The organism is Streptomyces sp. NPDC091209 (genome assembly GCF_044757755.1).
GTDB lineage: Bacteria > Actinomycetota > Actinomycetes > Streptomycetales > Streptomycetaceae > Streptomyces.
Window position 1 is genome coordinate 68,880 of the sequence record NZ_JBIVVR010000004.1, and the last position, 25,582, is coordinate 94,461.

Genomic DNA, 25,582 nt, shown 5'->3' on the forward strand with positions numbered 1-25,582 from the left:
CCACGCGCTCACAGCGGGTGCGCCCGGGTGATCAGGGACGGCGGCCGACCAGGCAGAGCAGTTTCGTCTGGACGTCGGCGCCGGGCGGAGGCTCCTCCGGGGCCGCGAAGAGTCCACTGCTCTCCAGTTCCGCCGCGTGCGGGGCGACCTCCCCGACCGCGAAGGAGAGCAGTTCCTCGGGGAGTCGTTCGTCGGCGCCGATGGCGCGGGACAGGTCCCAGGTGTGGACCGTCAGGTCGGTGACCAGTTGCGCGCAGTAGTCGCCCGCCCGCATGTCCCCGAACGAGAGATGAACCGTGCGGTCGAGCGCGCCGGGCGCGGCGAACACGGCGCGTGAGACGTCGGCCACGGTGTCCCAGGCGGCGACCGGGTCGGGGCCGAGCAGGTCGCCCTCCAGGCTGTCGCCGACGGAGTCGACGGTGGCTCCGTCCCGGACGAGTGCGGGCACCCACGCCTGCTCGGAGACCAGGTGGCCGACGAGGTCGCGCACGCTCCAGTCGGTGCACGGTGTGCGGGCGTCCCACTGCTCTTCACGGATGGCGTGGACACGGCGGCCGAAGAGCTCCATGGCCTCCGCCTGCCGGGTCAGGATCGGGTCGGGGTCGGTCATGCCGGCGGCACCCCCGCGGGTCCGCGCTCCCGGGCGCCGTCACGGGTACGGCCCGCCGAGACGGGTCGGCGCGGGTGGCGGCGCAGATATTCGCCCTCGAGCTGGGCCATGCGCAGGTTGTGCGTGTGCAGCGCGTCGTTCGAACCGTGCAGCAGCGTGTCGTGGCGGGTGCGGTGGATGGCCTCCAGCTCTTTCATCAGCTGCTGGTCGTCCAGCCGGCCCGGGTCGACTCCGGTCATGGTGCTACCCCGCTCGTCGTGGCCGTCGGTGCGGTCCGGGCACCCGCGCCGGGCAGACACTGCCCCGAGCGGCGTCCGGGAGGGAGCCGTGGATCGAGACCCACTCCCCCCACTCTACGAACATCCGGGGTGCCGGGCCTCTCCGAAGCCTGGCCCGGCCTTCGACGCCCGACCGGGCCCGGGATCCGCGGGTCCCTGGGGCTACCGGGCGCGCTCCACCCGGCGCTCGTCCCACACCGGCTCCTGCGTCTCCCGTACCCGGCCGTCCGAGCCGAAGACCAGGTAGCGGTCGAAGGAACGGGCGAACCAGCGGTCGTGGGTGACCGACAGGACCGTCCCCTCGTACGCCTCCAAGCCCTCCTGGAGAGCCTCCGCGGACTCCAGGTCGAGGTTGTCGGTCGGCTCGTCGAGCAGCAGGGCCGTCGAGCCCTCCAGTTCCAGGAGCAGGATCTGGAAACGGGCCTGCTGGCCGCCCGACAGCTTCTCGAAGCGCTGCTCGGCCTGGGCGGTCAGCTCGTAGCGGCGCAGCCGGGACATCGCGGCTCCGCGGTCCTGGGAGTGCTCGGTCCACAGGATGTCGAGGAGCGTGCGGCCCTCCAGTTCCGGGTGGGCGTGCGTCTGCGCGAAGTGGCCGGCCACCACGCGGGCGCCGAGCTTCCACTCGCCGGTGTGCGCGACGTCGCCGCCCGCGAGCAGCCGCAGGAAGTGTGACTTTCCCGAGCCGTTGGAGCCGAGGACGGCGACGCGCTCGCCGTAGTAGATCTCCAGGTCGAAGGGTTTCATCAGGCCGGTGAGCTCAAGTCCCTTGCAGGTCACGGCCCGCACTCCGGTCCGCCCGCCGTGCAGCCGCATCCTGATGTCCTGCTCGCGCGGCGGCTCCGGAGGCGGTCCGGCCTCCTCGAACTTGCGCAGCCGGGTCTGCGCCGCCGCGTAGCGGGACGCCATCTCATGGCTGACGGCGGCCGCCTGACGGAGGTTCAGCACCAGCTTCTTGAGCTGCGCGTGCTTCTCGTCCCAGCGCCTGCGCAGTTCCTCGAAGCGCGCGAACCGCTCCTTCCTGGCCTCGTGGTACGTCGCGAAACCGGCGCCGTGCACCCAGGCGTCCGCGCCGGCCGGGCTGGGCTCGACGCTGATGATCTTCTGGGCGGCGCGGGAGAGGAGTTCACGGTCGTGGGAGACGAACAGCACGGTCTTGCGGGTCTCCTTGAGCCGCTCCTCCAGCCAGCGCTTGCCGGGCACGTCGAGGTAGTTGTCCGGCTCGTCGAGGAGCAGCACCTCGTCGGTGCCGCGCAGCAGCGCCTCCAGGACCAGGCGCTTCTGCTCGCCCCCGGACAGCGTGCGGACCAGCCGCCACTGCGCCTTCTCGTAGGGGACGCCGAGGGCGGCCGTCGTGCACATGTCCCAGAGGGTCTCGGACTCGTATCCGCGGACCTCGGCCCAGTCGGACAGCGCCTGCGCGTAGCGGAGCTGTGCCGCCTCGTCGTCGACGGTCATCATCGCGTGCTCGGCGGCGTCCACGGCCTTGGCCGCCTCGCGGATCCGGGGCGGGGCCACCGAGACGAGCAGTTCCCGCACGGTCGTCTCGTCGCGTACGGAGCCCACGAACTGGCGCATCACGCCGAGCCCGCCGCCCACGTTGACGGTCCCCCCGTGGGGTTTGAGCTCCCCGGAGATCAGCCGCAACAGTGTCGTCTTGCCGGCGCCGTTGGGCCCGACCAGGGCGACGACGGCCCCTTCCCCCACCCGAAACGACACATCGCCGAGCAGCGCCCTCCCGTCGGGAAGGTAGTACTCAAGGTGTGCGGCTTCGAGATGTCCCATGGGCAGGCATTCTCCGGGGAGCGGGGGTGCGGGGCAAACGCGTATGCGGTTCCCGCCCCGGCGCCGGGGCGGGAACCGCCCGATCCGGGGTAGACGGACCCGCATGACACCGACCCCAGATGTCGACCTGACCGCCCTGGTACCGGGCCGCCACGTCCTTCGGGACCGCCTGCTCGCCGTGGACTGCCGGCTCTTCGAGGCGGTCGCGGCGCGGCACTGGCCGGGCGGCGACCCCGTGCTGCCGCGGCTGAGCCGCGGGGCGAACCACGGTGTCCTGTGGTTCGCGACGGCCGCCGCCGTGGCGGCGAGCCGCACTCCGCGGGCCCGCCGGGCCGCCGCACGGGGTGTCGCCTCGCTCGCCCTCGCCTCCGCCACCATCAACACGATCGGCAAGCGCTCGGTGCGCCGCACCCGCCCCGCCCTGGACCCGGTCCCTGCCGTCCGGCAGCTCAAGCGGCAGCCGATCACCACCTCGTTCCCGTCGGGGCACGCGGCCTCCGCCGCCGCCTTCGCGACCGGGGTGGCGCTGGAGTCCCGCGGCTGGGGCGCGGTCGTCGCGCCCCTCGCCGCGGCGGTCGCGCTGTCCCGTGTCTACACCGGCGTCCACTTCCCGAGCGATGTCCTGGCCGGCGCGGCGCTGGGCGTGGGCGCCGCGTACGCCGTGCGCGGCCTGGTGCCCACCCGGGACCAGGTGACCCCGCCCGGCCGTCCGCGCACCGACGCGCCCGCACTGGCCGAGGGCGAGGGCCTGGTCATGGTGGCCAACACGGGCTCGCGCAGCTCGGAGCGGGTCGGCGCGCTGGCCGGAGCGCTGCCGCTCGCGGAGATCGTGGAGTGCGAACCCTCCGACATACAGGAGGAGTTGGAGAAGGCGGCGACCCGCGCCCGGGTGCTGGGCGTGTGCGGTGGCGACGGAACGGTGAACACCGCGGCCGAGGTCGCCCTGCGCCACGGCATCCCGCTCGCCGTGCTGCCGGGCGGCACGCTCAACCACTTCGCCCACGACCTCGGCGTGGAGGGCGAACGCGACCTGGTCCGCGCGCTCCAGGAGGGCGAGGCGGTCCAGGTGGACGTGGGCCGGTTCGCGTCCGGCGGCACGGAGGGCATCTTCCTCAACACCTGCAGCCTGGGCATCTATCCGGAGCTGGTGCGTGAGCGGGAGAACTGGTCCGGCGTGATCGGGAGCTGGCCCGCGGGCGTCCTGGGCGCCCTGCGCGTGCTGCGCGCCGACCATCACCCGCTGCGGGCCGAACTGGGCGGCCGTACCCACCCGTTGTGGCTGCTGTTCGCCGGCAACGGCACCTATCACCGGATGGGCCTGGCGCCCGCCCGGCGTTTCGACCTCGCGGACGGCCGCCTCGACGTGCGCATCGTGCACGGCGGCAGCCATCCCGCGGTGCGTCTGCTGGCCGCCGCCTTCGCCGGCCCGCTCACCCGCTCCCCCGCCCACGCGGCCGTACGGGTGGGCCGTCTGCGCATCGACGGCGTCGCGCCCGGCACGCTGCTCGCCTACGACGGTGAAGTCACCGAGGTGAGCGGCGAGGTGACCCTGCGCAAGAGCCCCGGGGCGCTGACCGTCTACCGCCCGCTTCCCGCGCACTGACGCCGCCCACCCGCGTACGCGCTCGCGCCGACCACGGCCCCCTCGGGCACCGGCGGCCCGACTCCCCCGACCCTCCGCTTCGTACAACACCCCACAGCTGACGTCCACATGGCGAGATACTGGTCTCATTATTCGACATGAGCGCGTACGGTGATGACATCGCCTCGGGGAGTGCGTACACGCCCCGACGAGGCCTCGTACGACGAGAAGGGGAACGGTCATGCCCAAGGCGCGGGAGACCGCCGTCTACACCCACGGCCACCACGAGTCGGTGATGCGCTCGCACACCTGGCGCACCGCCGAGAACTCGGCGGCCTACCTGCTCGACTCGCTGAAGCCGCACATGAAGATCCTCGACATCGGCTGCGGGCCGGGCACCATCACCGCCGACCTGGCCGAACGGGTGCCGGACGGCCAGGTCACCGGCGTCGACCAGGCGCCCGGCGTCCTGGACGAGGCACGCCGGGTGGCGGCCGGACGCGGCCTGCGCAACGTCGAGTTCACGGTCGCCGACATCCACGCGCTGGAGTACCCGGACGACACGTTCTGCGTGGTCCACGCCCACCAGGTGCTCCAGCACGTGGGCGATCCGGTGCAGGCGCTGCGGGAGATGTACCGGGTCACCAGACCGGGCGGGTTCATCGCCGTCCGCGATTCGGACTACTCGGCCATGACCTGGTACCCGGCGGTACCGGGCATGGACGACTGGCAGGACCTCTACCTGCGGGTCGCCCGCGCCAACGGGGGCGAGCCCGACGCGGGCCGGCGTCTCAAATCGTGGGCACTGGCCGCCGGGATCCGGGACATCACCGCCACGTCGAGCACATGGACCTTCGCCACTGAGGACGAGCGGGCATGGTGGAGCGGTCTGTGGGCGGACCGCACGCTGGCCTCGGCGTACGCGGAGCGCGCGACGGACGGGGGTCACGCGACCACGGAACAACTGCGGGCGGTGTCGGACGCCTGGCGGGAGTGGGGGCGTCAGGAGGACGGCTGGTTCTCCGTACTGCACGGAGAAATTCTCTGCCGAAAGGAAGTCTGATCCAGCGATATCGGGAAACACGGAACGCAGGAGGTCAACAACTATGGTTCCTATCCTGCTGGTCCTGTTGCTCGCACTGGTTCTCTTCGGTGCGGGATTCGCACTGAAGATTCTGTGGTGGATAGCGCTGGTGGTCATCGTCCTGTGGCTGCTCGGATTCCTGATGCGCGGCACGAGTGCCTCCGGAGGCAGGGGCCGCTGGTACAGGTGGTAGGCCCTCCCCTTCCGGAGGAGAGGCCATGGGCGGCCCGAGGTCCAGGACGGTTCTGGACCTCGGGCCGCCCTTCCTGCCGCTCACAGGGTGAGGGGTACGGTCACGTCCCGGGTGAGCGATACGTACGGTCACGTACCGGGTGGGCGGTACGGTCACGTCGTTTTCCTCGTACTCCTCGTACAGCCCGAAGAGCCGGTGAAGCCCGTAAAGCCCATGAAGCCGGTCAGTCCCGTGGAGCCCGTGAAGGAGTACGCCGCCCACGGCCCTGTCAGCTCCACCCGTACCCCCGGCTCCTCACGAGCACTTCCGTTCACCCGCTCCACGAATTCCTCCGACTCCGCGCGCGGCACAAGATAGGCGGCGTCGAGAACCTCCGCGTCCGCGCCTTCGGAAGGCGCCGGATCACGCGGGGTGCGCAGCCGCGTTTCCTCGGAACACCGGGAAAGAATTCCGTGCAATCGGTGCGTGAATTCATCCGCGCGTTCCAAGGTTTCCCCGGAACTCGCGGAGGTCCGGGGAACATGCACCTTCACATCCCATTCCACCCGCCCGTCGAGCCGGTCGAGGGTCCGCAGGAAATCCGCCTCGCGTTCCTCCATCATCACGCGGACGCCGCTGTCGTCCCGGAGCACGGTGGCGAGCCGGAGCGGCAGCGGGCTGGTCACGGCGGTGAGCGCGTCGATGACACCCTGATGGGCGCGAGCCGTCGCCTCCAGCCAGTGGACGTCCTCCAGGCGGCGTCGGAGCGGCTCCGCGGCGAATTCCCGCTCGGGAACCGGTCCGACCACCGCGATCAGGTCGCCGTGCCGCAGCAGCTTGGGCGGAACGCCCGCGACTCCGGTCAGCTCGGCCGACAGCGCCGCCTCGAAGGGGCGGCAGATCGCGTAGACATAGCGCAGAGCGCTCATGGGTCTCCTCCCGCGCTTCCACTCGCCCCGGCTCCGTGAGCGGGCCGCACCGAGCGCGAAGGCCGGGCTCGCCCGGGCTCGGCTTCCTGAGCGGGCCGGCCGAGCGCGAGGACCGGGCTCGGCCCGACCGCCGGGCGGAAGGTCCGGCCCGCGCCGACGGTGTACCGACCATGGTGCCCTCCGGTCTCCGGTCAGCGCACCACGGCCGTCTCCACCAGCAGCCGGGCCGCCGCCGCGATCGACTCGGCGTCGATGCCCGCGGCGTGCAGCTGCTCGGCCGGGCTCGCGGAGCCCGGCATCCCACGGACGGCGAGGCGCACCAGGCGCGGCACGGGACGGCCGTCGGTGAAGGCGTCGAGCACCGCGTCCCCGATACCGCCCTCCTCCCGGTGGTCCTCGACGGTGACCAGGCAGCCGGTCTCCTCGGCGGCCTCGCGCAGGGTCGCGCGGTCCACGGGCTTCACCGAATAGAGGTCGATCACGCGGACCTGGATGCCCGAGCGGTCGAGTGCCTCCGCGGCGACCAGGGCCTCGTGAACGGTGACGCCCGCGGCGACGAGCGTCAGCCGGTCCTGGGCCGAGGCCCGCAGCACCTTGCACCCGCCGACCGGGAACTCCTCGGTGGCGCTGTAGATGACGGGGCTGTCACCGCGTGAGGTGCGCAGATAGCGGATGCCCTCCAGGTCCGCCATCGTCGCGACGAGCTTCGCGGTCTGGTTGGCGTCGCACGGGTACAACACGGTCGAGCCGTACACGGCCCGGAACATCGCCAGGTCCTCCAGGCCCATCTGGGAGGGCCCGTCCCGGCCGATGGCGACGCCCGCGTGCGAGCCGACGAGGTTGACGCCGGAGCCGCTGACAGCGGCCATCCGGACGAAGTCGTGGGCGCGGGTGAGGAAGGCCGCGAAGGTCGACGCGTAGGGCACCCAGCCCCGCGCGGCCATACCGACGGCGGTCGCGACCAGCTGCTGTTCGGCGATGTAGCACTCGAAGAAGCGGTCGGGGTGTTCCTTGGCGAAGAACTCCGTGCGCGTCGAGTCGCCGACCTCGCCGTCCAGGGCGACGATGTCGCCGCGAGCGGTGCCGAGCGCGGCGAGCGCCTGCCCGAAGGCGTCCCGGGTGGCGATCTCGTCGCCGGTGTCGTAGCGCGGCAGGTCGAGATGTCCGGACCGTACCGCGTGCAGCGTCCTCGCGGCGGGGGGCTGCCGGACCTCCACGCGCCGGTCGTGCACACCGCCGAGCTCGCTGATCGCCTGATCGGCGTCCGGCAGCGGCTTGCCGTGCAGGCCCTCGCGGTCCTGGACCGACGCCACGCCCTTGCCCTTGAGGGTGCGGGCGAGGATCACCGTGGGCCGGCCGCCGGTGGACTCGGCCTCGGCGAAGGCGCGGTCGATGGCGTCCACGTCGTGGCCGTCGGTCTCGACGGCGTGCCAGTCGAACGCCCGGAAGCGGCGCGCGTAGGCGTCCAGGTCGTGCCCGTGCCGGGTCGGGCCGCGCTGGCCCAGGCGGTTGACGTCGACGATCACGGTGAGGTTGTCGAGGTGTTCGTACCCGGCGTGCTCGGCGGCCTCCCACACGGAGCCCTCGGCGAGTTCGCTGTCACCGCACAGCACCCAGGTCCGGTACCCGGTGTGGTCGAGCCGCTTGCCGGCGAGCGCGATGCCGACCCCTACGGGCAGTCCCTGGCCGAGCGATCCGGTGGCGGTCTCGACCCAGGGCAGCCGCCGGGGCGTCGGGTGCCCTTCGAGCCGGCTGCCCGCCCTGCGGAAGCTGAGCAGTTCGGTCTCGCTCACCGCGCCGGCCGCCTTGTACGCGGAGTACAGCAGAGGTGAGGCGTGGCCCTTGGAGAGGATGAACCGGTCGTTGCCGGGGTGCTGAGGGCGTTCGAAGTCGTAGCGCAGGTGGTTGGCCAGCAGCACCGCCATCAGATCGGCGGCGGACATCGACGACGTCGGATGCCCGGAGCCCGCGGCATCGGCCGCCCGCACACTGTCGACGCGCAATTGCTGGGCCAGATCGATGAGTTGACGGGTATTCATGATTCTCCTTCCGAGCGGCTCACGGCTTCTGATCGGCTCGGGCGCGACTCGTCCGCACCTGGCGCGTCCGCCGCGTCCGGTGCGTCCAGTGCGTTCGCCGCGTCCGGTACATCCGGTGCGTCCGGTGCGTCACGCGCCGCGGGCACCGTGGGCGCCGCAGCCGCTTCGGACGTCGCGGACACCTCCGGAGCTTCAACGGCCTCGGGGGCTTCGGGGGTTTCCGGGGCTTCGGGGGCTTCCCGCGCTTCGCCTGCCGCGGGTGCTCCCGCCACCCGCGCCAACTCGGGCGAGGCGGTGTCGAGGGGCACCGACCACGAGCGGACCAGGCCCAACTGGACGGCCTGGCGCGGCAGTACGGCGTCAAGGAGCCAGTCGGCCGCGACACGGACCCGGTTGGCGGGCATGGCGGCGAGGTGGTAGCCGCGGGTGACGGCCGCGGCCGGGAGTCCCGACAGGGGGATTCCCAGCGGATTGGCCGCGGCCTTGGCTCCCCCGAGGTCGACGGTGAAACCCAGGTCACGGTGGCGGTAGGCGCGGCGCTCGCCGATTCCGAGCGAGGCGGCGACGTTGCGGCCGGCGATCCTCCCCTGGCGCCAGGCGTGCTGGGCCGTCATCGGCGTGTATTGTCCGGGTCGCTCCAGGTCGGGCACCGCCGCCGCGTCTCCGCAGGCGAACACCTCGGAACGGCTGGGTACTTGGAGATGGGGATCGACGAGGAGCCGCCCCCTCTCCAGCGGCTGCCCGAGTCCCTCGACCAGCGGATCGGGCCGTACTCCGACACACCACACCAGCGTCCGGGTGTCGACGAACTCCCCGTCGCTGAGCCGGACTCCATCGGGGGTGGCCTCCTCGACCGACGTCCTGGTGCGCACGTCGACGCCGCGCTGCCGCAGCACACGACCGGCGGTTCGCGAGAGCCTCTCGTCCAGTTCGGGCAGGACGCGCGGGGCGACGTCGAGCAGCAGCCAGCGCGGTCGCGTCCCCTCGCGTGATGGCCGCCCGCGCACCAGCGCGTCGGTGAACAGCTTTCCCTGGGCGGCGACTTCGGCCCCGGTGTATCCGGCGCCGACGACCACGAAGGTACGGCGCGCGGCACGGCTCTTCGGGTCGTCCGACGCGGCGCCGAGCTCGATCTGCCGGGTCACGTGATCCCGTAGATACAGCGCTTCGGGCAGCCCTCGGAAGCCGTGCGCGTGCTCGGCGACACCGGGTACGGGAAGCAGCTTGTTCACACTGCCGACGGCGAGGACGAGACGGTCGTACGTCAGTGTGCCGCTGTCGCCCTCCGGGCCGCTGTAGCGCACGGTGCGCGCGTCGAGGTCGATCCCGTCAGGCTGTGCCTCTCCGAGCACGAGGCGTACGTGGGGCAGCGTGCCGGAGAGCGAGACGGTGACACGGCGTGGCTCCAGGACACCGGCGGCGACCTGGGGCAGCAGCGGCAGATACAGGAAGTAGTCGGTCGGGTTCAGCAGAGTGACGTCGGCCTCGTGCCGGACCAGCCGCGACAGGACGCGGGCCGTCCGGTACCCGGCGAAGCCGGCACCGACGATCAGAATGCGGGGTCGACTCACGGTGCTCCTCTGACGGAATCGCTCGTCGTACGGGGCTTTCCGCGTCCCCCTGAGCGAGGCGCCCAAACATGGGCACCTCAGACTTTTCGCGGGCCTTCGGCCAGAGGCTCAGGATGTTCCAGGCATGCCGGCACCAGCAGTAGGGGGGTCGGGGTTCGGGGTTCGGCCGAAAGGATCTCGCGGTGGGCCGCCCCCAACTAGGCTCGTCCTCATGGAGATTCTGGGAGCCGCGCTGCGCGTCTGCGTCGACGACCTGGAGACCGCGGTCCCGTTCTACGAACGGCTCGCGGGCGGCCGGGCGCTCCGCTTCGAGCGCGGCGGTGTGTCGGTCGCCGCGATCGGCTGCTTTCTGCTGATGAGCGGACCCGAGTCCGAACTCGACATCCTGCGCAAGGTCACGGCGACCATCGCCGTCAAGGACGTCGAGGAGACGGGCCGGGTCCTCACCGACCTCGGTGCCCGTGTGGTCGCGGGCCCGGTGGAGACACCCGGGGGCCGCAACCTCATCGCCGTGCATCCGGACGGGTCGGTGTACGAGTACGCGGACCGCCGGGGCTGAGCCACGGTCGCACCGGACCTGAGACGCACCGGACCGGGGACATGACGGGCCGGGGACCCACGGACCCGAGACGCGCCGCGCCTTGGGTGTCCCACACCACCGTGCGGGACACCCAAGGCCGTCAGCGGGGCAGGCTCAGGGCGTGGACGGCGGCCGCATGCGGAAGTCGTAGCGCGCCGGCAGCGGCTCGTCGCCGAGCCTGGACCACAGCCGGTCGATGGTCTCCGCTCCCTCCCGCAGATCCGCTACCTCGAAACCCGCGTCGAAGATCGCCCGCGCGTCCTCCCGGCGGCCCTCGGCGAGCAGCAGTTCGGCCTCGACGAGGCGGAACCGGCCACGGTCCCGGGTTCCGGGGTGCAGCCGTTCCCATACGGCCCGCGCGTCCGCCGGACGGCGGGCCGTCAGCAGCGCCTCGATGGCCTCGTGGCCGAGCGCGGCGGTCGCCGCGGTCCACCGCTCCCCGTCGTCGCGCCGCTCCCGGCACAGGTCGTCGAAGGCCTCGGAGTAACGGTCGGCGGCCCGCTCGTGGTTGCCGGACTCCTGGTCGGCGACGGCGAGACAGCGCAGCAACGGCCAGAGGGACGGGGCGAGTTCGAGCGCGCGCTCCCAGCTCCGCACGGCCTGGGCGACATCACCGGCATGCCACTGGGCGACGCCGAGGTGGTACTCGGCGATCGGTACGGCGGGCGCCGTCTCCAGCATGTCGCGCCAGTGCGACGCCACCAGTGTCTCGCCGGGCGGTCCGACCCGCCGGGGCTCCGGGAACGCGCCGGAGCGCAGCAGCTCCCGCCACGGCGCCTGGTCGGCGCCGAGCGTGCTCTCGTCGAAGGGCGTACCGGGCAACTTGTGTGCGGCGCGCAGTACTTCGAGCGCGCCCCAGCCGGATCCGACGGCGAGGACCTCGCCGGGCTCGGTGTCGGCGTGCGGCAGCCAGGCGGCGTACGCGGCGTCGACCGTGTCCCGGGAGAGGGCGCTCTCCAGCCGGTCCTCGACGTCCGCTCGCGCGGCCTCCCAGTCCGCCCCGAGTGCCGTCTCCGAGTCCACGGACAACGGCCCGTACGCCTCCAGCCAGGAGACATCGCTCTCGGCCTCCAGCCGTACGTGTTCGAGCTGGGTGCGGGCGAGTCCGGCCTGGATCTCGCAGTACCCGCCGGTCCCCGGCTCGGTGAGCCACTCCTGCCAGCGCCGCCCGCCGGGACCCGAACCCCAGACGAAGAGCTTGCGCCCGCGCAGGACGACGGTGGACGTCTGGACCAGCCCGGCGCCCGCGTCGTCGACCGCGGCGATCCAGCGGCGCCGCCCGTCGGGCACCTCGTAGAAGTAGTCGGCGGGGAAGGTGCTGTTGAGCGGGTACGTACGGTCGATCTCGTCGTACGTCGGCACGGGCACCCGGCGGAGACGGCGCTCGTAGCCGAAGTGATAGGCCTCCTCGGCCGGGGCGAGCACCCGGCGCTCCTCGGGGACCGCGATGTTGGACCACCAGTACAGCGGGGCGGGCTTCTCGTGCGGATTGCGGACGCGGACGCCGACGTACAGGAAGTCGGAGCCGTCCGGCAGCCACAGGTCGACCTGGAAGGGGAGGTCGCGCAGCCGTTCCCACTCCCACAGGCGCAGCATCTCGCCACCGTCCGGGGCGGGAACACGGGCGGCGTGGACGGGTGAGCAGGACAGGGTGGTGTGCCCGGTGGCCCCGATGTTCCACTCGATGCCGCCGGAGAACCAGGCGCCGTTGAGGGCGAAGCAGGCCGGCTGGAGCACCGGGTTGCTGTAGAGGAGTTCCGTCGCGGAGGGTTTGTGGAAGAGCGAGACGATACGGCCGCCGAAGCCGGGCAGCACGGTGGCGCGCAGCCGGTCGTTCTCGATCACGATCGTGTCGAGTTCGCGGAGCGGCCGTTCTCGCTCGTACCCGTCCCGTATGCGCTCCGGCAGCACGCTGCGCAGCGGCTCGTAGCCGATCTGCCGGGCCATGTCGCGCGGCAGGCCGACGCGGTCTCGGTCGTCGATGGTGTGCATCTCGTCGAGGGTCCGCAGGGGCGGCAGCGGGTTGCTCGGGCCCAACTCGGCCGCCGGGAGGGTCAGTACGTCACGTCGGATCGTCGTCACGATGACCATGGAACATGGTGATCGGCCTGCTGACCAGGGTATCCGCTCGTCAGAATCGGGTCAGGATTCCGCAAAGGCGCCGACGACCGGGTCCGCGAGGAGCGCTCCCGCCCCAGAGGCGCTCACCGGCACCCGTCCACGGGCGGCCGTCAGCGGGGTTCGACCATCTCCGATGTGATCGCCCACCGCTCGTGGTCCCGCCAGGCGCCGTCGATGTGGATGAAGGCCGGCGAGAAGCCTTCGAGCCGGAAGCCGCAGCTCCGGGCGAGGGCGATGGACGCCGCGTTGCCGGGCTGCACGTTGATCTCCAGCCGGTGCAGGCCCATCTCGCCGAAGGCGTGGCGCACGACGAGGCCGAGTCCCTCGGTCATCAGCCCGCGCCCCGCGGCGTGCGCGAAGGCGCCGTAGCCGAGGGCACCGCACAGGAAGCCGCCCTCGACGATGTTGTTGATGTTGATGAAACCGGCGATCCCCCCGCCGTCCCGCTCGCAGACGAGGAACCCGGCCTTGGTCGGGTCCTCGATGAGCCGCCCCGCGTAGACGGCGTAGGCGTCGACGCTGGTGGGCGGAAAGAGCCACGGCTGATGGAGGCTCTTGCTCTCCCTCGCGCGCGCGGTGAACTCCGCAGCGTCGTCGAGGGTGAAATGCCGTATGCCCACGCGGGGGCCCTCGGCTGGACGACCGACGTTCTCAGGCATCCCGTCACCTTACGCGAGCAGCTGTTTCAGCGTCTGCGTCTCGCGGCGTACGCACCGCACACCAGGCCGATCAGCCCGGTGGCGAGCAGCGCCACCCACAGCGGCATTATCACCTCGGGGATGATCAGCCGGATCCTGGTACTGCGGGTGTTCTCGAAGATGAAGATCAGGGCAAGGACGGCCAGTACGAGGACGGCGACCCTGGCCGGTGTCCACGGCCCTGTGCGGGTGCCCTTGCCGCCACTCGTACCGGCGTTCTTGGAGGTCTTCGGGCTCATGCCCCCAGCATGATCCAGAAGGCGCCGGTACGCGCGGCGGGAGCATCCTCCGGGTGACCCGCGACCCCGCGACCCGGCGACCTTGCGACCCGGCGACCGGCGTGACCGGGGCCGCTCGTCCCCGGCGTCCGAAAGCGCCGGGGTGCCGGTGTCCCCCGAGCCGCGCCCCGACTGCGCCCGCCGCGGACCATGAACGGAGCGGACCATGAACGGAGCGGACCTTGTCCGGGACGCGACCGCGAGCGAGGCACGACCGCGGAGGGACCGTGCCGCGGACGAGGCACGACCGCGGACGAGGCACGACCGCCAACGGGCCACGCCACTGAGCGGGGCGCGCCTGTTCCGTCAGAGCAGCGCCGGCTCGTCCAGGGTCAGCGTCCCCGCGTCGGCGTCGAGTTCGGCGCGGAGGCCGAACGGCATCGTCAGCGTCCCCTCGGCGTGACCGAACCCGAAGTGCTCGACGACCGGGACACCGAGCGCGCCCAGCCGGTCGGCGAACACCGCGCGCAGTCCGTCGTACGGTCCGCAGTCGACCCAGGAGCCGAGCGCGACCCCGGCCACCCCGTCGAGCCAGCCGGTGCGCAGCAGTTGTGTCAGGATCCGGTCCAGCCGGTACGCCTCTTCACCGATGTCCTCGATCAGGAGCAGGCCGCCCCGGGCGGAGACACGGGCGTGCGGTGTGCCGACCTCCGCGGCCAGCAGGCTGGCACAGCCGCCGAGCGTGACACCGCGGGCCTTCCCGGGCACGAGCGGGACGGCTTCGCCTGAGGCGATGGTCCGCACCGACTCGGGTTCGAAGAGGGTCGCCCGCAGATGCTCCTGCGACCGGGCGTTCTTCAGGAAGCCGACGGAGCTGACCATCGGCCCGTGCAGGGTGGCGAGCCCCACCCGCGTGGCGAACGCCTCGTGCAGCGCGGTGATGTCGCTGAAGCCGAGGAAGACCTTCGGGCCCGCCGCCCGGATGGCGTCCCAGTCGAGCAGGTCGATCATGCGCTGCGCGCCGTAACCACCGCGGGCGCACAGCACCGCGGCCACGTCCGGGTCGCACCAGGCCGCCTGGAAGTCGGCGGCCCGGTCCGCGTCCGTCCCCGCCAGGTAGCGGAACTCGGCGTGCCGGTCCAGGACATGGGGGGCCACGACCGGATCGAGGCCCCAGCCGCGCAGGATGTCGAGGCCGGCCTCCAGCCGCTCCTCGGGGACGGGTCCGCTGGGCGCGACGACCGCGACCCCAGCCCCGGCGGCGAGCCGCGCGGGTCGGGTCAGGGCGGCGATCGGTGCGGTCGTTCGGGTCACTCGTACTGCTCCAGTTCCTGATGGTTCATCCGGTCGCGGTCGTCTCGCGCCGGGGCTCGCGAAGGGCCGCGTGACAGGGCCCGGGCTGCCACGGCGGCCCGAACCGGCTCGGCCCGGAGCCGCTCGGCCCGGACCCACTCGGCCCGGACCGCTCCCCGGCGGCCGGAGGGCTCACTTGGACAGCTCCAGAATGGGAATGCCGGGCGGGTTCAGTGCGAAGACCTGGGCGTACAGGGAGAGTTCGGACTCCAGGGCGCACACCATCGTCTCGGCGCGCCGGAAGCCGTGGCCCTCCCCCTCGAAGGCGATGTAGGCGTGCGGGACACGGCGGCCCCGCTCCTCGATCCTGGCCAGGAAGCGCTCGCACTGCACGGGCGGGCAGACGGCGTCCTCGAGCCCCTGGAGCAGCAGGAAGGGCGCGGTGATCCGGTCGGCGTGCGTGGACGGCGACCGCTCGGCATAACGGCCCGGCACCTCGGCGATCGGACCGACCAGCGATTCCAGGTACTGCGACTCGAAGTCGTGGGTCTCGCCCGAGGCCCATTCGGTGAGGTCGATGACGGGATAGAGGATCGTGCCGCAGGCGTAGACGTCGGTGGTGGCCAGCGAGGCGGCGGTGGTCCAGCCGCCCGCGCTGCCGCCGCGGATCGCGAGCCGGCGCGGGTCGGCGGTGCCCTCTTCGGCGAGCGCGAGCGCGACCGCCGCGCAGTCCTCGACATCGACGACACCCCACTGTTCGCGCAGCAGGTTGCGGTACTCCCGTCCGTGGCCGGTCGATCCGCCGTAGTTGACCTCGGCCACGCCGATCCCGCGGGAGGTGAAGTAGGCGATCTCCAGGTCGAGTACGAGGGACGACCGGCTGGTGGGGCCGCCGTGGACCCAGACCACGTACGGAGGGAGTTCGTCGCCGAGGCCGGCATGGTGGGGGTGGTGCGGCGGATAGATGTGCGCGTGGACCTCGCGTCCGGCCGGGCCGGTGAAGGTGCGGATCCGGGGTTCCGGGTAGTACGCGGGGTCGACCGGGTCGTCGTGCGCCGCGCCGATCACCCGGGCCCGCCCGGTGGCGGCGTCCAGTTCGACGACCTCGTGGGCGCTGCGGGGGCTGGCTCCGACGCCCACGATCCGGCTGCCGTGCACGGCGAGCGTCGGCGCGAACTCGGTCCAGGGGCCGGCCGTGTCGACGAGCTCGCCGGTCTCCGGGTCCAGTACCCCGAGCACGGCGGCGCCCCGTCCGTGGACGACGGCGACGAGGCCGGTGTCCAGCGGCGCGAACCAGCGCTGTCCGACCTTCCAGAGGGGACCGCCGAACTCCTCCTCGCGCGGGCAGAGGGCGATCGACTCGCCGTCCGCGCCGAGCCGGTGGAGGTTCCACCAGCCGCTGCGGTCGCTGACGTGCAGCAGGGTGCCGTCGGCCGCCCAGTCGACCTGTGCGACGGACTCCTCCGGGCCTCCCGCGACGGACCGCGGGGCGGACAGCGCGCCGTCCTCGGTGACATCGGCGAGAATCACCTCGGTGCCGTCCCACGGCATCCGCGGGTGGTCCCAGGTGAGCCAGGCGGCCTGTCGGCCGTCGGGCGAGAGCCGGGGCCCGGTGACGAACCGGTGCCGCCCGTCGGACAGCTCCCGCACCGCGTCCCGGTCCTGCGCCGCCGAGCCGTCCAGCGGCACCGCGACGACGGCCCGGCGCAGGTCGGTGGGTCCGTCCCCGGTGAACTCCTCCATGACGCACCACACTTCGCCGCGCTCCACCCGCAGCTGCGGGTCCACCCAGCGAAGTCCGCCGCCCACCGGCGAGAGGGGGGTCAACGGGCGCGGCTCGGCGCCGGGTTCGCAGCGGTAGAGGCGCTGGTCGGCGAAGTTGACGAAGACGACCAGCGGGCCCTCGGGTCGCATGGCCCCCGCCCAGGGGTTGCCGCCGTACTCCATGACGCGACTGCGCACGTTCCAGGGGGCCGGGAGCACCGGTTCCTCGGTGCCGTCCACCGTCCGCCGGACGAGAGTGCGCCGCCCGCCCTCGGTCGGCCGGGGCTCGGTCCACCAGGCCTCGTCGCCGACGAAACCGACGAACTCGGGATGGCCGTCGTGCGCCGCCGCGAGCGTCGCGTCGATCGGCGAGGGCCATGAACCGTATGGCGTGGTCTGCATCTCGTCCCCCTAGGCCGTACGCAGAAAGCGGTCGAGAACGCGGACGCCGAAGTGGAGCGCCTCGACCGGGACGCGCTCGTCGACTCCGTGGAACAGTGCCTGGTAGTCGAAGCCCTCCGGGAGCTTCAGCGGCGCGAAGCCGTAGCCGGTGATGCCGAGGCGGGAGAACTGCTTGGCGTCCGTGCCGCCCGACATGCAGTAGGGCACGACATGGCCCTCGGGTGCGAACTCCTCGACGGCCGCGCGCATCCGCGCGAACGTCGGCGAGTCCAGCGGCGCCTGGAGGGCCACCTCGTGGTGGTGGAACTCCCACTCCACGTCGGGTCCGGTGAGCCGGTCCATCGTCGTGCGGAATTCGTCCTCGCCGCCGGGCAGGAATCTGCCATCCACGTAGGCGACGGCCTCTCCCGGAATCACATTGATCTTGTAGCCGGCGCTCAGCATGGTCGGGTTGGCGCTGTTGCGGACGGTCGGCTCGACGAGCGCCGCGGCCGGGCCGAGCTTGCGCAGCAGGGCGTCCACGTCGTCCAGGCCACCGTCCACGCCGTACAGGGCGGCGAGTTCGGTCAGGGCGGCCCGCACGGTCGGGGTGATCCGCAGCGGCCACTCGTGGGCGCCGATGCGGGTGATCGCGGCGGCGAGACGGGTCACCGCGTTGCTCCGGTTCACCTTGGAGCCGTGGCCCGCCCGTCCCCGCGCGGTGAGCTTGAGCCAGCCGGTGCCGCGCTCGCCCGCCGCGATGGGGTAGAGCTGCCGGCCGCTGCCGTCGTGGAAGGTGAACGCCCCCGACTCGCTGATCCCCTCGGTGCAGCCCTCGAAGAGTCCGGGGTGCTCGTCGGCGAGGAAGCCCGAGCCGTCCTCCGCGCTCGCCTCCTCGTCGGCGGTGAAGGCGATCACCAGGTCGCGCCGGGGCCGTACGCCCTCGCGCGCCCAGGCCCGGACGACCGCGAGGATCATCGCGTCCATGTTCTTCATGTCGACCGCGCCGCGTCCCCAGACGACCCCGTCACGGATCTCCCCGGAGAACGGGTGGACGCTCCAGTCCTCGGCCTGGGCGGGCACCACGTCCAGGTGACCGTGGACGAGCAGCGCGTCGGCGGACGGGTCGGTGCCCTCCAGCCGGGCGACGACGTTCGTGCGCCCCTTGGTGCGCTCCAGGAGTGCGGGTTCGAGGCCCGCTTCGGTCAGCCGCGCGGCGGCGTACTCCGCGGCCGGGCGCTCCTGGCAGTCGCCGCCGCCCCGGTTGGTCGTGTCGATCCGGATGAGGTCGGAGGTGAATTCGACGACCTCCTCGCGTGCGCGTGCGTCAGCCATACTGCTCCTCCACCGCGGCCGAGACGATCGTGGTGACCGCCTTGAAGGTGCGAATCCCCTCGTACATCGTGTCGCTGGTGTACGCGATCTTCCGCTCGCCGACACGGCCGACGCCCGGTACGACGGTGGCGGCCATCGCCAGGTGCTCGGCGTCGAACTCCAGGGCGATGGTGAACGGGCCGCCGACGACCGGATCGTGCCGCACCGCCAGCGCCGCCGCCTCCTTGGCCGCGGCCCGGATGTCCGCGGCGGTCCTGGCCGGTGTGCGGCACACGGCCGCGTACCGCGAGACATGATCCTTGACGGCGACCTTCAGCGCCTCGGGCGCGTACCCCAGGGCGTCCTCGCAGGCCACGTCGTCGCCGGTGACCAGCACGACCGGTACGCCGAACTCGGCGACGACATGGGCGTTGAGCAGCCCTTCGCTGGCCCTGGTGTCGTTGACCCACACGCCCGTGATGGAGTTCGCCAGATAGGTGTGCGCGAGGACGCCCTCCATGCCCGCCCCCGCGTGGTAGCCGACGAACGCGATGCCGTCAACGTCGTCGTGCTGCACGCCCTCGACCATGGACAGCGACTTGTGCCGCCCGGTGAGCATCTCCGCTCTCTCGTCGAGCCTCTCCAGCAGCAGGTTCCGCATGGTCCAGTGGGCTTCGTTGATCAGCACCTCGTCGGCGCCGCCGTCGAGGAAGCCGAGCACCGCGGCGTTCACGTCCGAGGTGAACAGCGCGCGGCACCGCTCCCACTGGGGAGTCCCCGGCAGCACGTCGGCCGGCCAGGTCACACCTGTGGCGCCTTCCATGTCGGCGCTGATGAGGATCTTCATGCCCGAAACCGTACGCGCTTCGGCCTGGGCCCGGCAGAGCCTGTGGACAACTCTCACCGGTCCAGACCACTGTTGTCAGCCGGAGCGTCCGGCCACCAGCCACCGCGACGGAAGTTCGATGGGGGTGCCCTCGGGCGTGCGCTCGGTCGTGGCGAGCGGGAGTTCGCCGCTCGCGAGGACCTGGAGCCCCGCCTGCCGCAGGTACTCGGGGACGGCCGCGTCCGCGACCTCGCCGGGGGCTATGCCGTGCCGGAACACCGGGGCCAGTTTCGCCGGAGGGCCGTCCGGGCTCTGGGCCAGCCCGCGCAGGAGCGGACCGGCGGCCTCGGCGAGCTCGACCACGAAGACCAGGCCCCGCTCCCCCACCAGCGTGGCCAGGCCGTCCGCCAGCGGCTGCCGATCGTCGGGCTCGGCCTGGTGGAGCACGCCGCGCATATAGACGTTGGCGTCGCCGAGCTCCGCGTGCAGCGCCTCGGCCTCGGTTTTGTCGGCCGCGTCGAGCAGCCGGTACCGGGCCCGGCCCGCCGGGTCCGCGGTACGGGCGTGGTCGAGCGCGGCGGGCGCGAGGTCGGTGCCGACGACCAGCGGGAACCGTTCCGCGAGGTATCGGGTCTGGGTGCCGTTGCCGCAGCCGAGGTCCACCAGGGGCAGGTCGGGTGCCGTCAAGTGCGGTTCGAAGAGGGCGAGGTGGACCGCGGCCGTGAGCGCGGGGTCGGCGTCCCAGAAGACCCCGCCCTGTTCGCCGGGGGCCTCGCGCCAGAAGCCCTCCCAGGCCCCTCTGTACCGACTGTTCACGCTCATGCCCGCTCCCGGGGTCGCGACTGCGCCCGCCGGGGCCCGGCGGGCCTGATCGGTCTATCGCGCCCAGCGTGCGGCGACAAGCGGGCGGCGCATTCCTTCACCGCTCATTCGAACCACGTACGCCTTCGCGCGCCGGGCCCGCCTCCTGGCACGCGGGCGCGCGGGCATGCCGGACGTGTGTCCGGGTCAGGGGCGCGTGTCCGCGTCACGGGAGCGAGCCGTCCGCGGGGAATTCACAGCGGCGGGAAGGGGGCGGTTCAGCTACGGGGGAGGGTCAGTTCGAACCACACGGTCTTGCCCGCGCCCGTACGGCTGGCCCCCCACTCACGGGACAGGGCGCTGACGAGCCGCAGGCCGCGCCCGAACTCGTCGCCGGGGCCCGCGCTGACCAGCATCGGGAGCGTGTGGTCGTCGTCGTCCACCTCGCACAGCAGGGTGTCGCCGCGGACGAGCCGCAGTTCGATCCGGCGGCTGTGCGCATGCCGTACGGCGTTGGTGACGAGCTCTCCGACCATCAGCTCGGCGTTGTCGGCGAGAGCCGACAGCCCCCACACGTGCAGCTGTTCGCGGACCACGGCGCGCGCCCGGCCGACCTCGACCGGGTCGAGCGTCAGGCGCCATGCGGCGACGTCCTCGGACTCGATTCCGTTGAGCCGGGCCATCAGCAGAGCGACATCGTCCTTGCGCCCGCCGCGGGTGTTGAGCGCGCGGATGATGGTGTCGCAGGCATGGACCATGGAAGCGGCCGGGTGGGCGGCGGACTCGCAGAGGGTGGCGAGGCCGACACCGATGTCCTCGCCGCGCACCTCGACCAGCCCGTCGGTGCACATCACGAGCCGGTCGCCGGGCTCCACGCGCACGCGGACCGCTTCGAAGGGCACTCCGCCGACCCCGATGGGCGCTCCGGTCGGCAGATCGAGCAGCTCGCTGCGGCCGTCCCCGGCGCGGACCAGGACCGGCGGGATGTGGCCCGCGTTGGCGAGGTGCAGCATTCCGGCGATCGGGTCGTAGACGGCGTACAGGCAGGTCGCGAGATAGTTGTCGCCGAGGCGCTGGGCGAGGTCGTCGAGGTTGCGCAGAAGCTGCGCGGGCGGCAGGTCGAGCGCGGCCATGGTCTGTACGGCGGTGCGCAACTGGCCCATCATCGCGGCGGAGTTGAGGCCATGGCCCATGACGTCTCCGACGACCAGGGCGGTGCGCGAACCGGGGAGCTTCACCGAATCGAACCAGTCGCCGCCGACCCGTCCGAGGAGCGTCCCGGGCAGATAGCGGGTGGCGATGTCGCAGCCGGCCATGCGGGGCGCGATGGTCGGCAGCATGCTGTCCTGGAGGGTCTCGGCGACGCTCTCCTGGTACGTGTACATACGCGCGTTGTCCAGCACCAGGCCGGCGCGGGCGGCCAGTTCGGCGCCCGTGACCCGGTCCATGTCGTTGAACTCGACGCGCTCCGGGTGACGCAGCAGGATCATGAACCCGAGCACCACGTTGCGGGCCTTGAGCGGCACGACCAGCATGGACCGGTTGGTGATGAGCGGCCTGATGTCGCGCTTCTCGAACTGCGCGGCGATCATGTGCCCCATCCGCTCGCTGATGCGCGGCACGAGAACGGGCTCACCGGTGGTCATGCACTGGAAGAACGGTGTGTGCGCAGGGAAGGGCATGGCCTCGCCGACGGGCACGACATCGTCCCAGCGACCCGGCTCGTCCGTGTGCTCCAGGGCGACCCGATGCCACAGGGTGGTCGTGTCGGGGGCGCCTTCGGGAAAGCCCTCACCGGCGACGACCTGCTCGCGCAGATAGGTGCCTGCCACATCCGTGAAGCGCGGCACGACGGCCCGGCTGACCTCCAGGATGGTCTGCGACAGGTCGAGGGAGGTTCCGATGCGACCGCTGACCTCGTTCAGGAACTCCAGGCGCTCGCGCACGGCGACGTACTCGAGGTCCTCGCCCTCGTCCTCGGGGAGGTCCTGCGGTACGGGCCCGCCGGGGGCCGCCACCCGTGCGGCCCGCTCGCGACGCGCCTTGCGTTCCGCTCGCCTCGGCACTCCCCAGTCGGGGGTGACCGGCACCCGGTCGTTCTGACTGAACTCCATGACGGGATAGCCCAGTTCAAGGACCTGCGAAACGATGCGGGCACTCTCGCCGACGCTCATGCTGGGCAGGATCTCGGGGAGCCGACGGGCCAGCTCCTCGGAGCCGGGGAAGTCGGTGTGCAGCGCGAAGCCGGGCGCGATCCGCTCGAAGGAGGCGTCGTCGTCCTCGTGCCGCATCGCGGCCGCGTCGGCGGCCAGCACGAGCAGCCGCTCCCGGCCGGGACCCACGAGAGGGTAGGCCCACCAGAGGACGTCGGTCCGGCCGGGACCCGTCGTGGTGAGCCGGGCGCGTCCGGCGGCCGGGTAGGAGAGCCGCCCGCCCAGGGAGGACTCCAGGCCGGGGCCGAGTCCGTCGTAGGTCGCGTAGGCGCCGAAGGGGGCCGCGTCCGCGTCGTCGGGGAGCGCCCCGGAGACGGGAAGCAGGTCGACGGCGTGACGGCCCAGCGCTTCTTCCTTGGGGGCGCCGAACAGGCGCCGCGCGCCGCTGCTCCAGTGGGAGACGAGTCCGTCGCGGTCCACGACCACCACGGCCAGCGGGACGCGACCGGCGGCGGCGTGCTCCACCGCGCCGTTCCCAGCTCCGTGGCTGGGAGCCGCGCCCACTTCGGTGCCACGGTCCATGGCCCAGGCCCTCTCTCCCCACGGCTCCGCAAGATCTGTGCCGCCTCCACTACCGTACGGCGGCGCTCCGTCGCGATGTGTGGCAATAGGGGAATTGACCTCCGCGGGGGCGGCTCCGGCGCGCGGCGCGCCCCTCGGGACGTCGGCCCGTCCGGTCCGCCGGGCCAGCGTGCCCGGATCGCGCGTGACCTTGCGTCAGTCCTCGTGCCCCAGTTGCAGGTCCCGTTCCGTCCGGCCGCCGCCGGCGACCTGCAGCACGGTGGCCACCGGCGGATAGCCCGCCGCGATGACGGTGTACTCGCCGGACGACAGATCGACGAACCGGAACGTTCCGTCGGGGCCCGTGGTGAGGGTGTCCACCACGTTGCCCGCGGCGTCGAGCAGCGTCACGCGCGCGTCCTCGACGGGCCGTCCGCCGCCCGCACGGACGGTGCCGCGCAGCACGGCGCCGCCGGCGAGTTCGACGTCCTGGCGGGTCTCCCGGGCCGCCTGGACGGTCACCGGGAGCGCGGCCGGACGGAACGCGGGGGCGCCGGCGGCGAGGGTGTACTCGCCGGCCACCAGTTCCGTGATGACGTAACCGCCCTCCCGTCCGCTGCGGGTGGTGGCCACCACCTCGCCGTGCACGTTGGTGAGGGTGACGGTGGCATCCCGCACCGGGGTGCCGTCCGCGGTCAGCACGCTGCCGGCGAGGCGCCCCGCGCCGCCCAGCACGACGTCGAGTTCCACGGGCCGTTCGCCGACAGTCACCGAGACGGCCTGCGGCTGGTGGCCACCGGCCGCGGCGATCAGCACGTACGAGCCGGCGCCGGGCGTGGACAGCGCGTACCGGCCGTCGTCTCCACTGGCGCCCCGTCCGATCTGCTGCCCCCCGATGTCGATGAGGGTGAGCGCGGCGCGCGCCACGGCGGTGCCGTCGGGGTGCTGCACCGTGCCGCAGACGGGAATCCCGGCGGCGTGGCCCGAACGGGCCCGCGGAATCCGTTCGTTCATCTGCCCGGTCTCCGGGCCGGCGGTGGACGCGTTGTGGGACACCAGCGGTTTCTCCTTGAGGAAGAAGGCGATGAACAGGCCGAGGACGAGTACCGGCACGAGGTAGAGGAAGATCCGCGGCATGGCGTCCGCGTAGGCGCCGATGTACTGGTCCCGCAGAGCGGCGGGCATCGCGTGGACGAGCTGTGGGGTGATGGACTCGGAGTCCGGGGTCGTCGCGCCCGCGCGCGTGGGGAGGCGGTCGGCGAGCGCGTCGGCCAGCCGGCCGGCGAAGAGCGTGCCGAAGACGGCGGCTCCGACGCTCCCGCCGATCTGCCGGAAGTAGGTGTTGGCGCTGGTCGCGGTGCCGAGGTCGGCCGGACGCACGGAGTTCTGCACCGCGACCACCAGGACCGGCATCACCATGCCGATGCCGACGCCCAGGACCGCCATCCAGAGGCTGTAGTGGAGCCGGGAAGTGCCGGCGTCGAGGCGGGACAGCAGCCACATGCCGACGGCCGAGAGGGCACAGCCGAGAACCGGGAAGACCTTGTAGCGGCCGGTGCGGCTGATGAGCTGCCCGGAGACGACGGAGGCGACGACGATGCCGCCCATCATGGGGAGCATCAGGAGCCCGGACTCGGTGGCCCCTGCCCCGTCGACCATCTGAAGGAAGGTGGGGAGGTATCCGGCGGCTCCGAAGAGCGCGGCTCCGACGACCAGGCCGACGAGCGCGGTGACGTTGAAGACGGGGTCCCTGAAGAGCCTCAGCGGGATGAGGGGTTCGACCGCGAAGCGCTCGACGACGAGGAAGAGCACTGCCGTGGCGACCGCGCCCGCCGTGAGTCCGAGGACCACGCTCGAGCCCCAGGCGTACTCGGTGCCGCCCCAACTGGTCAGCAGGACCAGGCAGGCCGACGCGGCGGCGAGAAGCAGCACTCCGAGGACGTCGACCCGTCCTCGGACGGCGGGCTTGGGCAGTTTCAGTACGACGGTGACGACGGCCAGCGTGACCAGTCCGAAGGGCACGTTGACGTAGAAGCACCACCGCCAGGACAGATGGTCGGTGAAGTAGCCGCCCAGCAGCGGGCCCGCGACCGAGGCGAGCCCGAACGCGGCGCCGATCAGCCCCATGAACCGGCCGCGTCGGCGTGGCGGCACGATGTCCGCGATGATCGCCTGCACGCCGATCATGAGACCGCCGGCGCCGATGCCCTGGACCGCGCGGAAGGCGATCAACTGGTCCATGGTCCGCGCCCGTCCGGCGAGCGCCGAGCCGATGACGAAGACGAGGATGGCGAACTGGAAGACGCCCTTGCGGCCGTAGAGGTCGCCGAGCTTTCCGTAGACCGGGAGTCCGACGGTGGAGGTGAGCAGATAGGCGGTGATCGCCCAGGACATCCGGTCGAGGCCGTGCAGCTCTCCGACGATCTTCGGGAGCGCGGTGGCCACGATCATCTGCTCGAGTGCGGCGAGGAGCAGGGCCGGGATCAGCCCGCAGAAGATCAGCCGTACCTGGCGCGGAGTCGGCCGGACGGGCTCGGCGGCCACCGGAGCGGGCTTCGGCGCGGGTGCGACGACCGGTTGGTCCTGCACCAGAGTGATCCCGCCCACGTACCGCTCCCCTCGTCGCGCACCGCGCAATTCCCGCTAATCGCGACAACTGCCAGCAAGCGTGACGAGTTACGGCGTACTGCCATACGAAGGGGAGATCCACCCTAAACGGTGAGGGCACAACACGCCCTCGGGCGCGGCCTTTTGGCGGACGCGCCCGCCAAGTCGTCGTCCGGGGGCCGCACCTGGGCCCCCGGGAGTCACCAGTCTCCGGATCT

20 protein-coding genes are annotated in these 25,582 nt (G+C 72.3%); 4 read left to right on the top strand and 16 right to left on the bottom strand.

Annotation, left to right across the window (positions count from 1 at the left end; all coding sequences use genetic code 11):
- Nucleotides 1–31: 31 nt before the first annotated feature.
- From ACIQRL_RS13225 to ACIQRL_RS13235, 3 genes are all read right to left on the bottom strand, one after another.
- Complete coding sequence (locus ACIQRL_RS13225) at nucleotides 32–610, bottom strand: TIGR03086 family metal-binding protein (RefSeq protein WP_401330965.1); 579 nt, start codon at nucleotides 608–610, stop codon at nucleotides 32–34.
- Nucleotides 607–849, bottom strand: coding sequence for a DUF6158 family protein (locus ACIQRL_RS13230; RefSeq protein WP_401330966.1), 243 nt, complete (start codon nucleotides 847–849; stop codon nucleotides 607–609). The genes ACIQRL_RS13225 and ACIQRL_RS13230 overlap by 4 nt, the downstream gene beginning before the upstream one ends.
- Nucleotides 850–1,050: 201 nt before the next feature.
- Entirely contained in the window at nucleotides 1,051–2,670 is a 1,620-nt protein-coding gene (locus ACIQRL_RS13235; RefSeq protein ID WP_401330968.1) for an ABC-F family ATP-binding cassette domain-containing protein, read from the bottom strand.
- 103 nt (nucleotides 2,671–2,773) lie between these two features.
- Here ACIQRL_RS13235 and ACIQRL_RS13240 point away from each other — a divergent pair, with 103 nt between their 5' ends.
- The 3 genes from ACIQRL_RS13240 to ACIQRL_RS13250 all read left to right on the top strand — a co-directional run bounded on the left by ACIQRL_RS13240 (nucleotide 2,774) and on the right by ACIQRL_RS13250 (nucleotide 5,529).
- Nucleotides 2,774–4,273, top strand: coding sequence for a bifunctional phosphatase PAP2/diacylglycerol kinase family protein (locus ACIQRL_RS13240; protein WP_401330970.1), 1,500 nt, complete (start codon nucleotides 2,774–2,776; stop codon nucleotides 4,271–4,273).
- A gap of 220 nt (nucleotides 4,274–4,493) precedes the next feature.
- Complete coding sequence (locus ACIQRL_RS13245; RefSeq protein ID WP_401330971.1) at nucleotides 4,494–5,315, top strand: class I SAM-dependent methyltransferase; 822 nt, start codon at nucleotides 4,494–4,496, stop codon at nucleotides 5,313–5,315.
- A 43-nt stretch (nucleotides 5,316–5,358) separates the two neighbouring features.
- Nucleotides 5,359–5,529 carry a hydrophobic protein gene (locus ACIQRL_RS13250; protein WP_401330973.1) on the top strand — a complete coding sequence of 57 codons (171 nt, stop codon included), beginning with the start codon at nucleotides 5,359–5,361 and terminating at the stop codon, nucleotides 5,527–5,529.
- 152 nt (nucleotides 5,530–5,681) lie between these two features.
- On the opposite strand, the gene ACIQRL_RS13255 is transcribed toward ACIQRL_RS13250, so the two are convergent.
- The 3 genes from ACIQRL_RS13255 to ACIQRL_RS13265 form a co-directional block, all read right to left on the bottom strand.
- Nucleotides 5,682–6,437, bottom strand: coding sequence for a GvpL/GvpF family gas vesicle protein (locus tag ACIQRL_RS13255; protein ID WP_401330975.1), 756 nt, complete (start codon nucleotides 6,435–6,437; stop codon nucleotides 5,682–5,684).
- Between the two features lie 191 nt (nucleotides 6,438–6,628).
- Nucleotides 6,629–8,476, bottom strand: a complete 1,848-nt coding sequence (locus tag ACIQRL_RS13260) for a transketolase (RefSeq protein WP_401330977.1) — start codon at nucleotides 8,474–8,476, stop codon at nucleotides 6,629–6,631.
- Nucleotides 8,473–10,047: an FAD-dependent oxidoreductase gene (locus ACIQRL_RS13265; protein WP_401330979.1), complete on the bottom strand. Its 1,575-nt coding sequence runs from the start codon at nucleotides 10,045–10,047 to the stop codon at nucleotides 8,473–8,475. The genes ACIQRL_RS13260 and ACIQRL_RS13265 overlap by 4 nt, the downstream gene beginning before the upstream one ends.
- Nucleotides 10,048–10,258: 211 nt before the next feature.
- On the opposite strand from ACIQRL_RS13265, the gene ACIQRL_RS13270 reads away from it, so the two are divergent.
- Nucleotides 10,259–10,606 (top strand): VOC family protein, encoded by a 348-nt coding sequence (locus ACIQRL_RS13270; RefSeq protein WP_401330981.1) that lies wholly within the window; start codon nucleotides 10,259–10,261, stop codon nucleotides 10,604–10,606.
- Between the two features lie 135 nt (nucleotides 10,607–10,741).
- On the opposite strand, the gene ACIQRL_RS13275 is transcribed toward ACIQRL_RS13270, so the two are convergent.
- The 10 genes from ACIQRL_RS13275 to ACIQRL_RS13320 form a co-directional block, all read right to left on the bottom strand.
- On the bottom strand, nucleotides 10,742–12,718 hold the full coding sequence (locus ACIQRL_RS13275; RefSeq protein ID WP_401330983.1) for a DUF5107 domain-containing protein: 1,977 nt from the start codon (nucleotides 12,716–12,718) through the stop codon (nucleotides 10,742–10,744).
- 140 nt (nucleotides 12,719–12,858) lie between these two features.
- Nucleotides 12,859–13,407: a GNAT family N-acetyltransferase gene (locus ACIQRL_RS13280; RefSeq protein WP_401330985.1), complete on the bottom strand. Its 549-nt coding sequence runs from the start codon at nucleotides 13,405–13,407 to the stop codon at nucleotides 12,859–12,861.
- A gap of 26 nt (nucleotides 13,408–13,433) precedes the next feature.
- Nucleotides 13,434–13,685: a DUF1049 domain-containing protein gene (locus tag ACIQRL_RS13285; RefSeq protein WP_401330987.1), complete on the bottom strand. Its 252-nt coding sequence runs from the start codon at nucleotides 13,683–13,685 to the stop codon at nucleotides 13,434–13,436.
- Nucleotides 13,686–14,030: 345 nt separating this feature from the next.
- Nucleotides 14,031–14,957, bottom strand: coding sequence for an LD-carboxypeptidase (locus ACIQRL_RS13290; protein WP_401331733.1), 927 nt, complete (start codon nucleotides 14,955–14,957; stop codon nucleotides 14,031–14,033).
- A gap of 192 nt (nucleotides 14,958–15,149) precedes the next feature.
- The gene (locus tag ACIQRL_RS13295; RefSeq protein ID WP_401330989.1) at nucleotides 15,150–17,123 is read right to left on the bottom strand and encodes an LpqB family beta-propeller domain-containing protein; all 1,974 of its coding nucleotides are present in this window, start codon (nucleotides 17,121–17,123) and stop codon (nucleotides 15,150–15,152) included.
- Between the two features lie 9 nt (nucleotides 17,124–17,132).
- Entirely contained in the window at nucleotides 17,133–18,437 is a 1,305-nt protein-coding gene (locus ACIQRL_RS13300) for a M20/M25/M40 family metallo-hydrolase (protein ID WP_401330991.1), read from the bottom strand.
- Nucleotides 18,430–19,263: a M55 family metallopeptidase gene (locus tag ACIQRL_RS13305; protein WP_401330993.1), complete on the bottom strand. Its 834-nt coding sequence runs from the start codon at nucleotides 19,261–19,263 to the stop codon at nucleotides 18,430–18,432. The genes ACIQRL_RS13300 and ACIQRL_RS13305 overlap by 8 nt, the downstream gene beginning before the upstream one ends.
- Nucleotides 19,264–19,338: 75 nt before the next feature.
- Complete coding sequence (locus tag ACIQRL_RS13310; RefSeq protein ID WP_401330995.1) at nucleotides 19,339–20,064, bottom strand: class I SAM-dependent methyltransferase; 726 nt, start codon at nucleotides 20,062–20,064, stop codon at nucleotides 19,339–19,341.
- 257 nt (nucleotides 20,065–20,321) lie between these two features.
- The gene (locus ACIQRL_RS13315) at nucleotides 20,322–22,778 is read right to left on the bottom strand and encodes a SpoIIE family protein phosphatase (protein WP_401330997.1); all 2,457 of its coding nucleotides are present in this window, start codon (nucleotides 22,776–22,778) and stop codon (nucleotides 20,322–20,324) included.
- Nucleotides 22,779–22,973: 195 nt separating this feature from the next.
- The gene (locus tag ACIQRL_RS13320) at nucleotides 22,974–25,364 is read right to left on the bottom strand and encodes an MFS transporter (RefSeq protein ID WP_401330999.1); all 2,391 of its coding nucleotides are present in this window, start codon (nucleotides 25,362–25,364) and stop codon (nucleotides 22,974–22,976) included.
- Nucleotides 25,365–25,582: the final 218 nt, after the last annotated feature.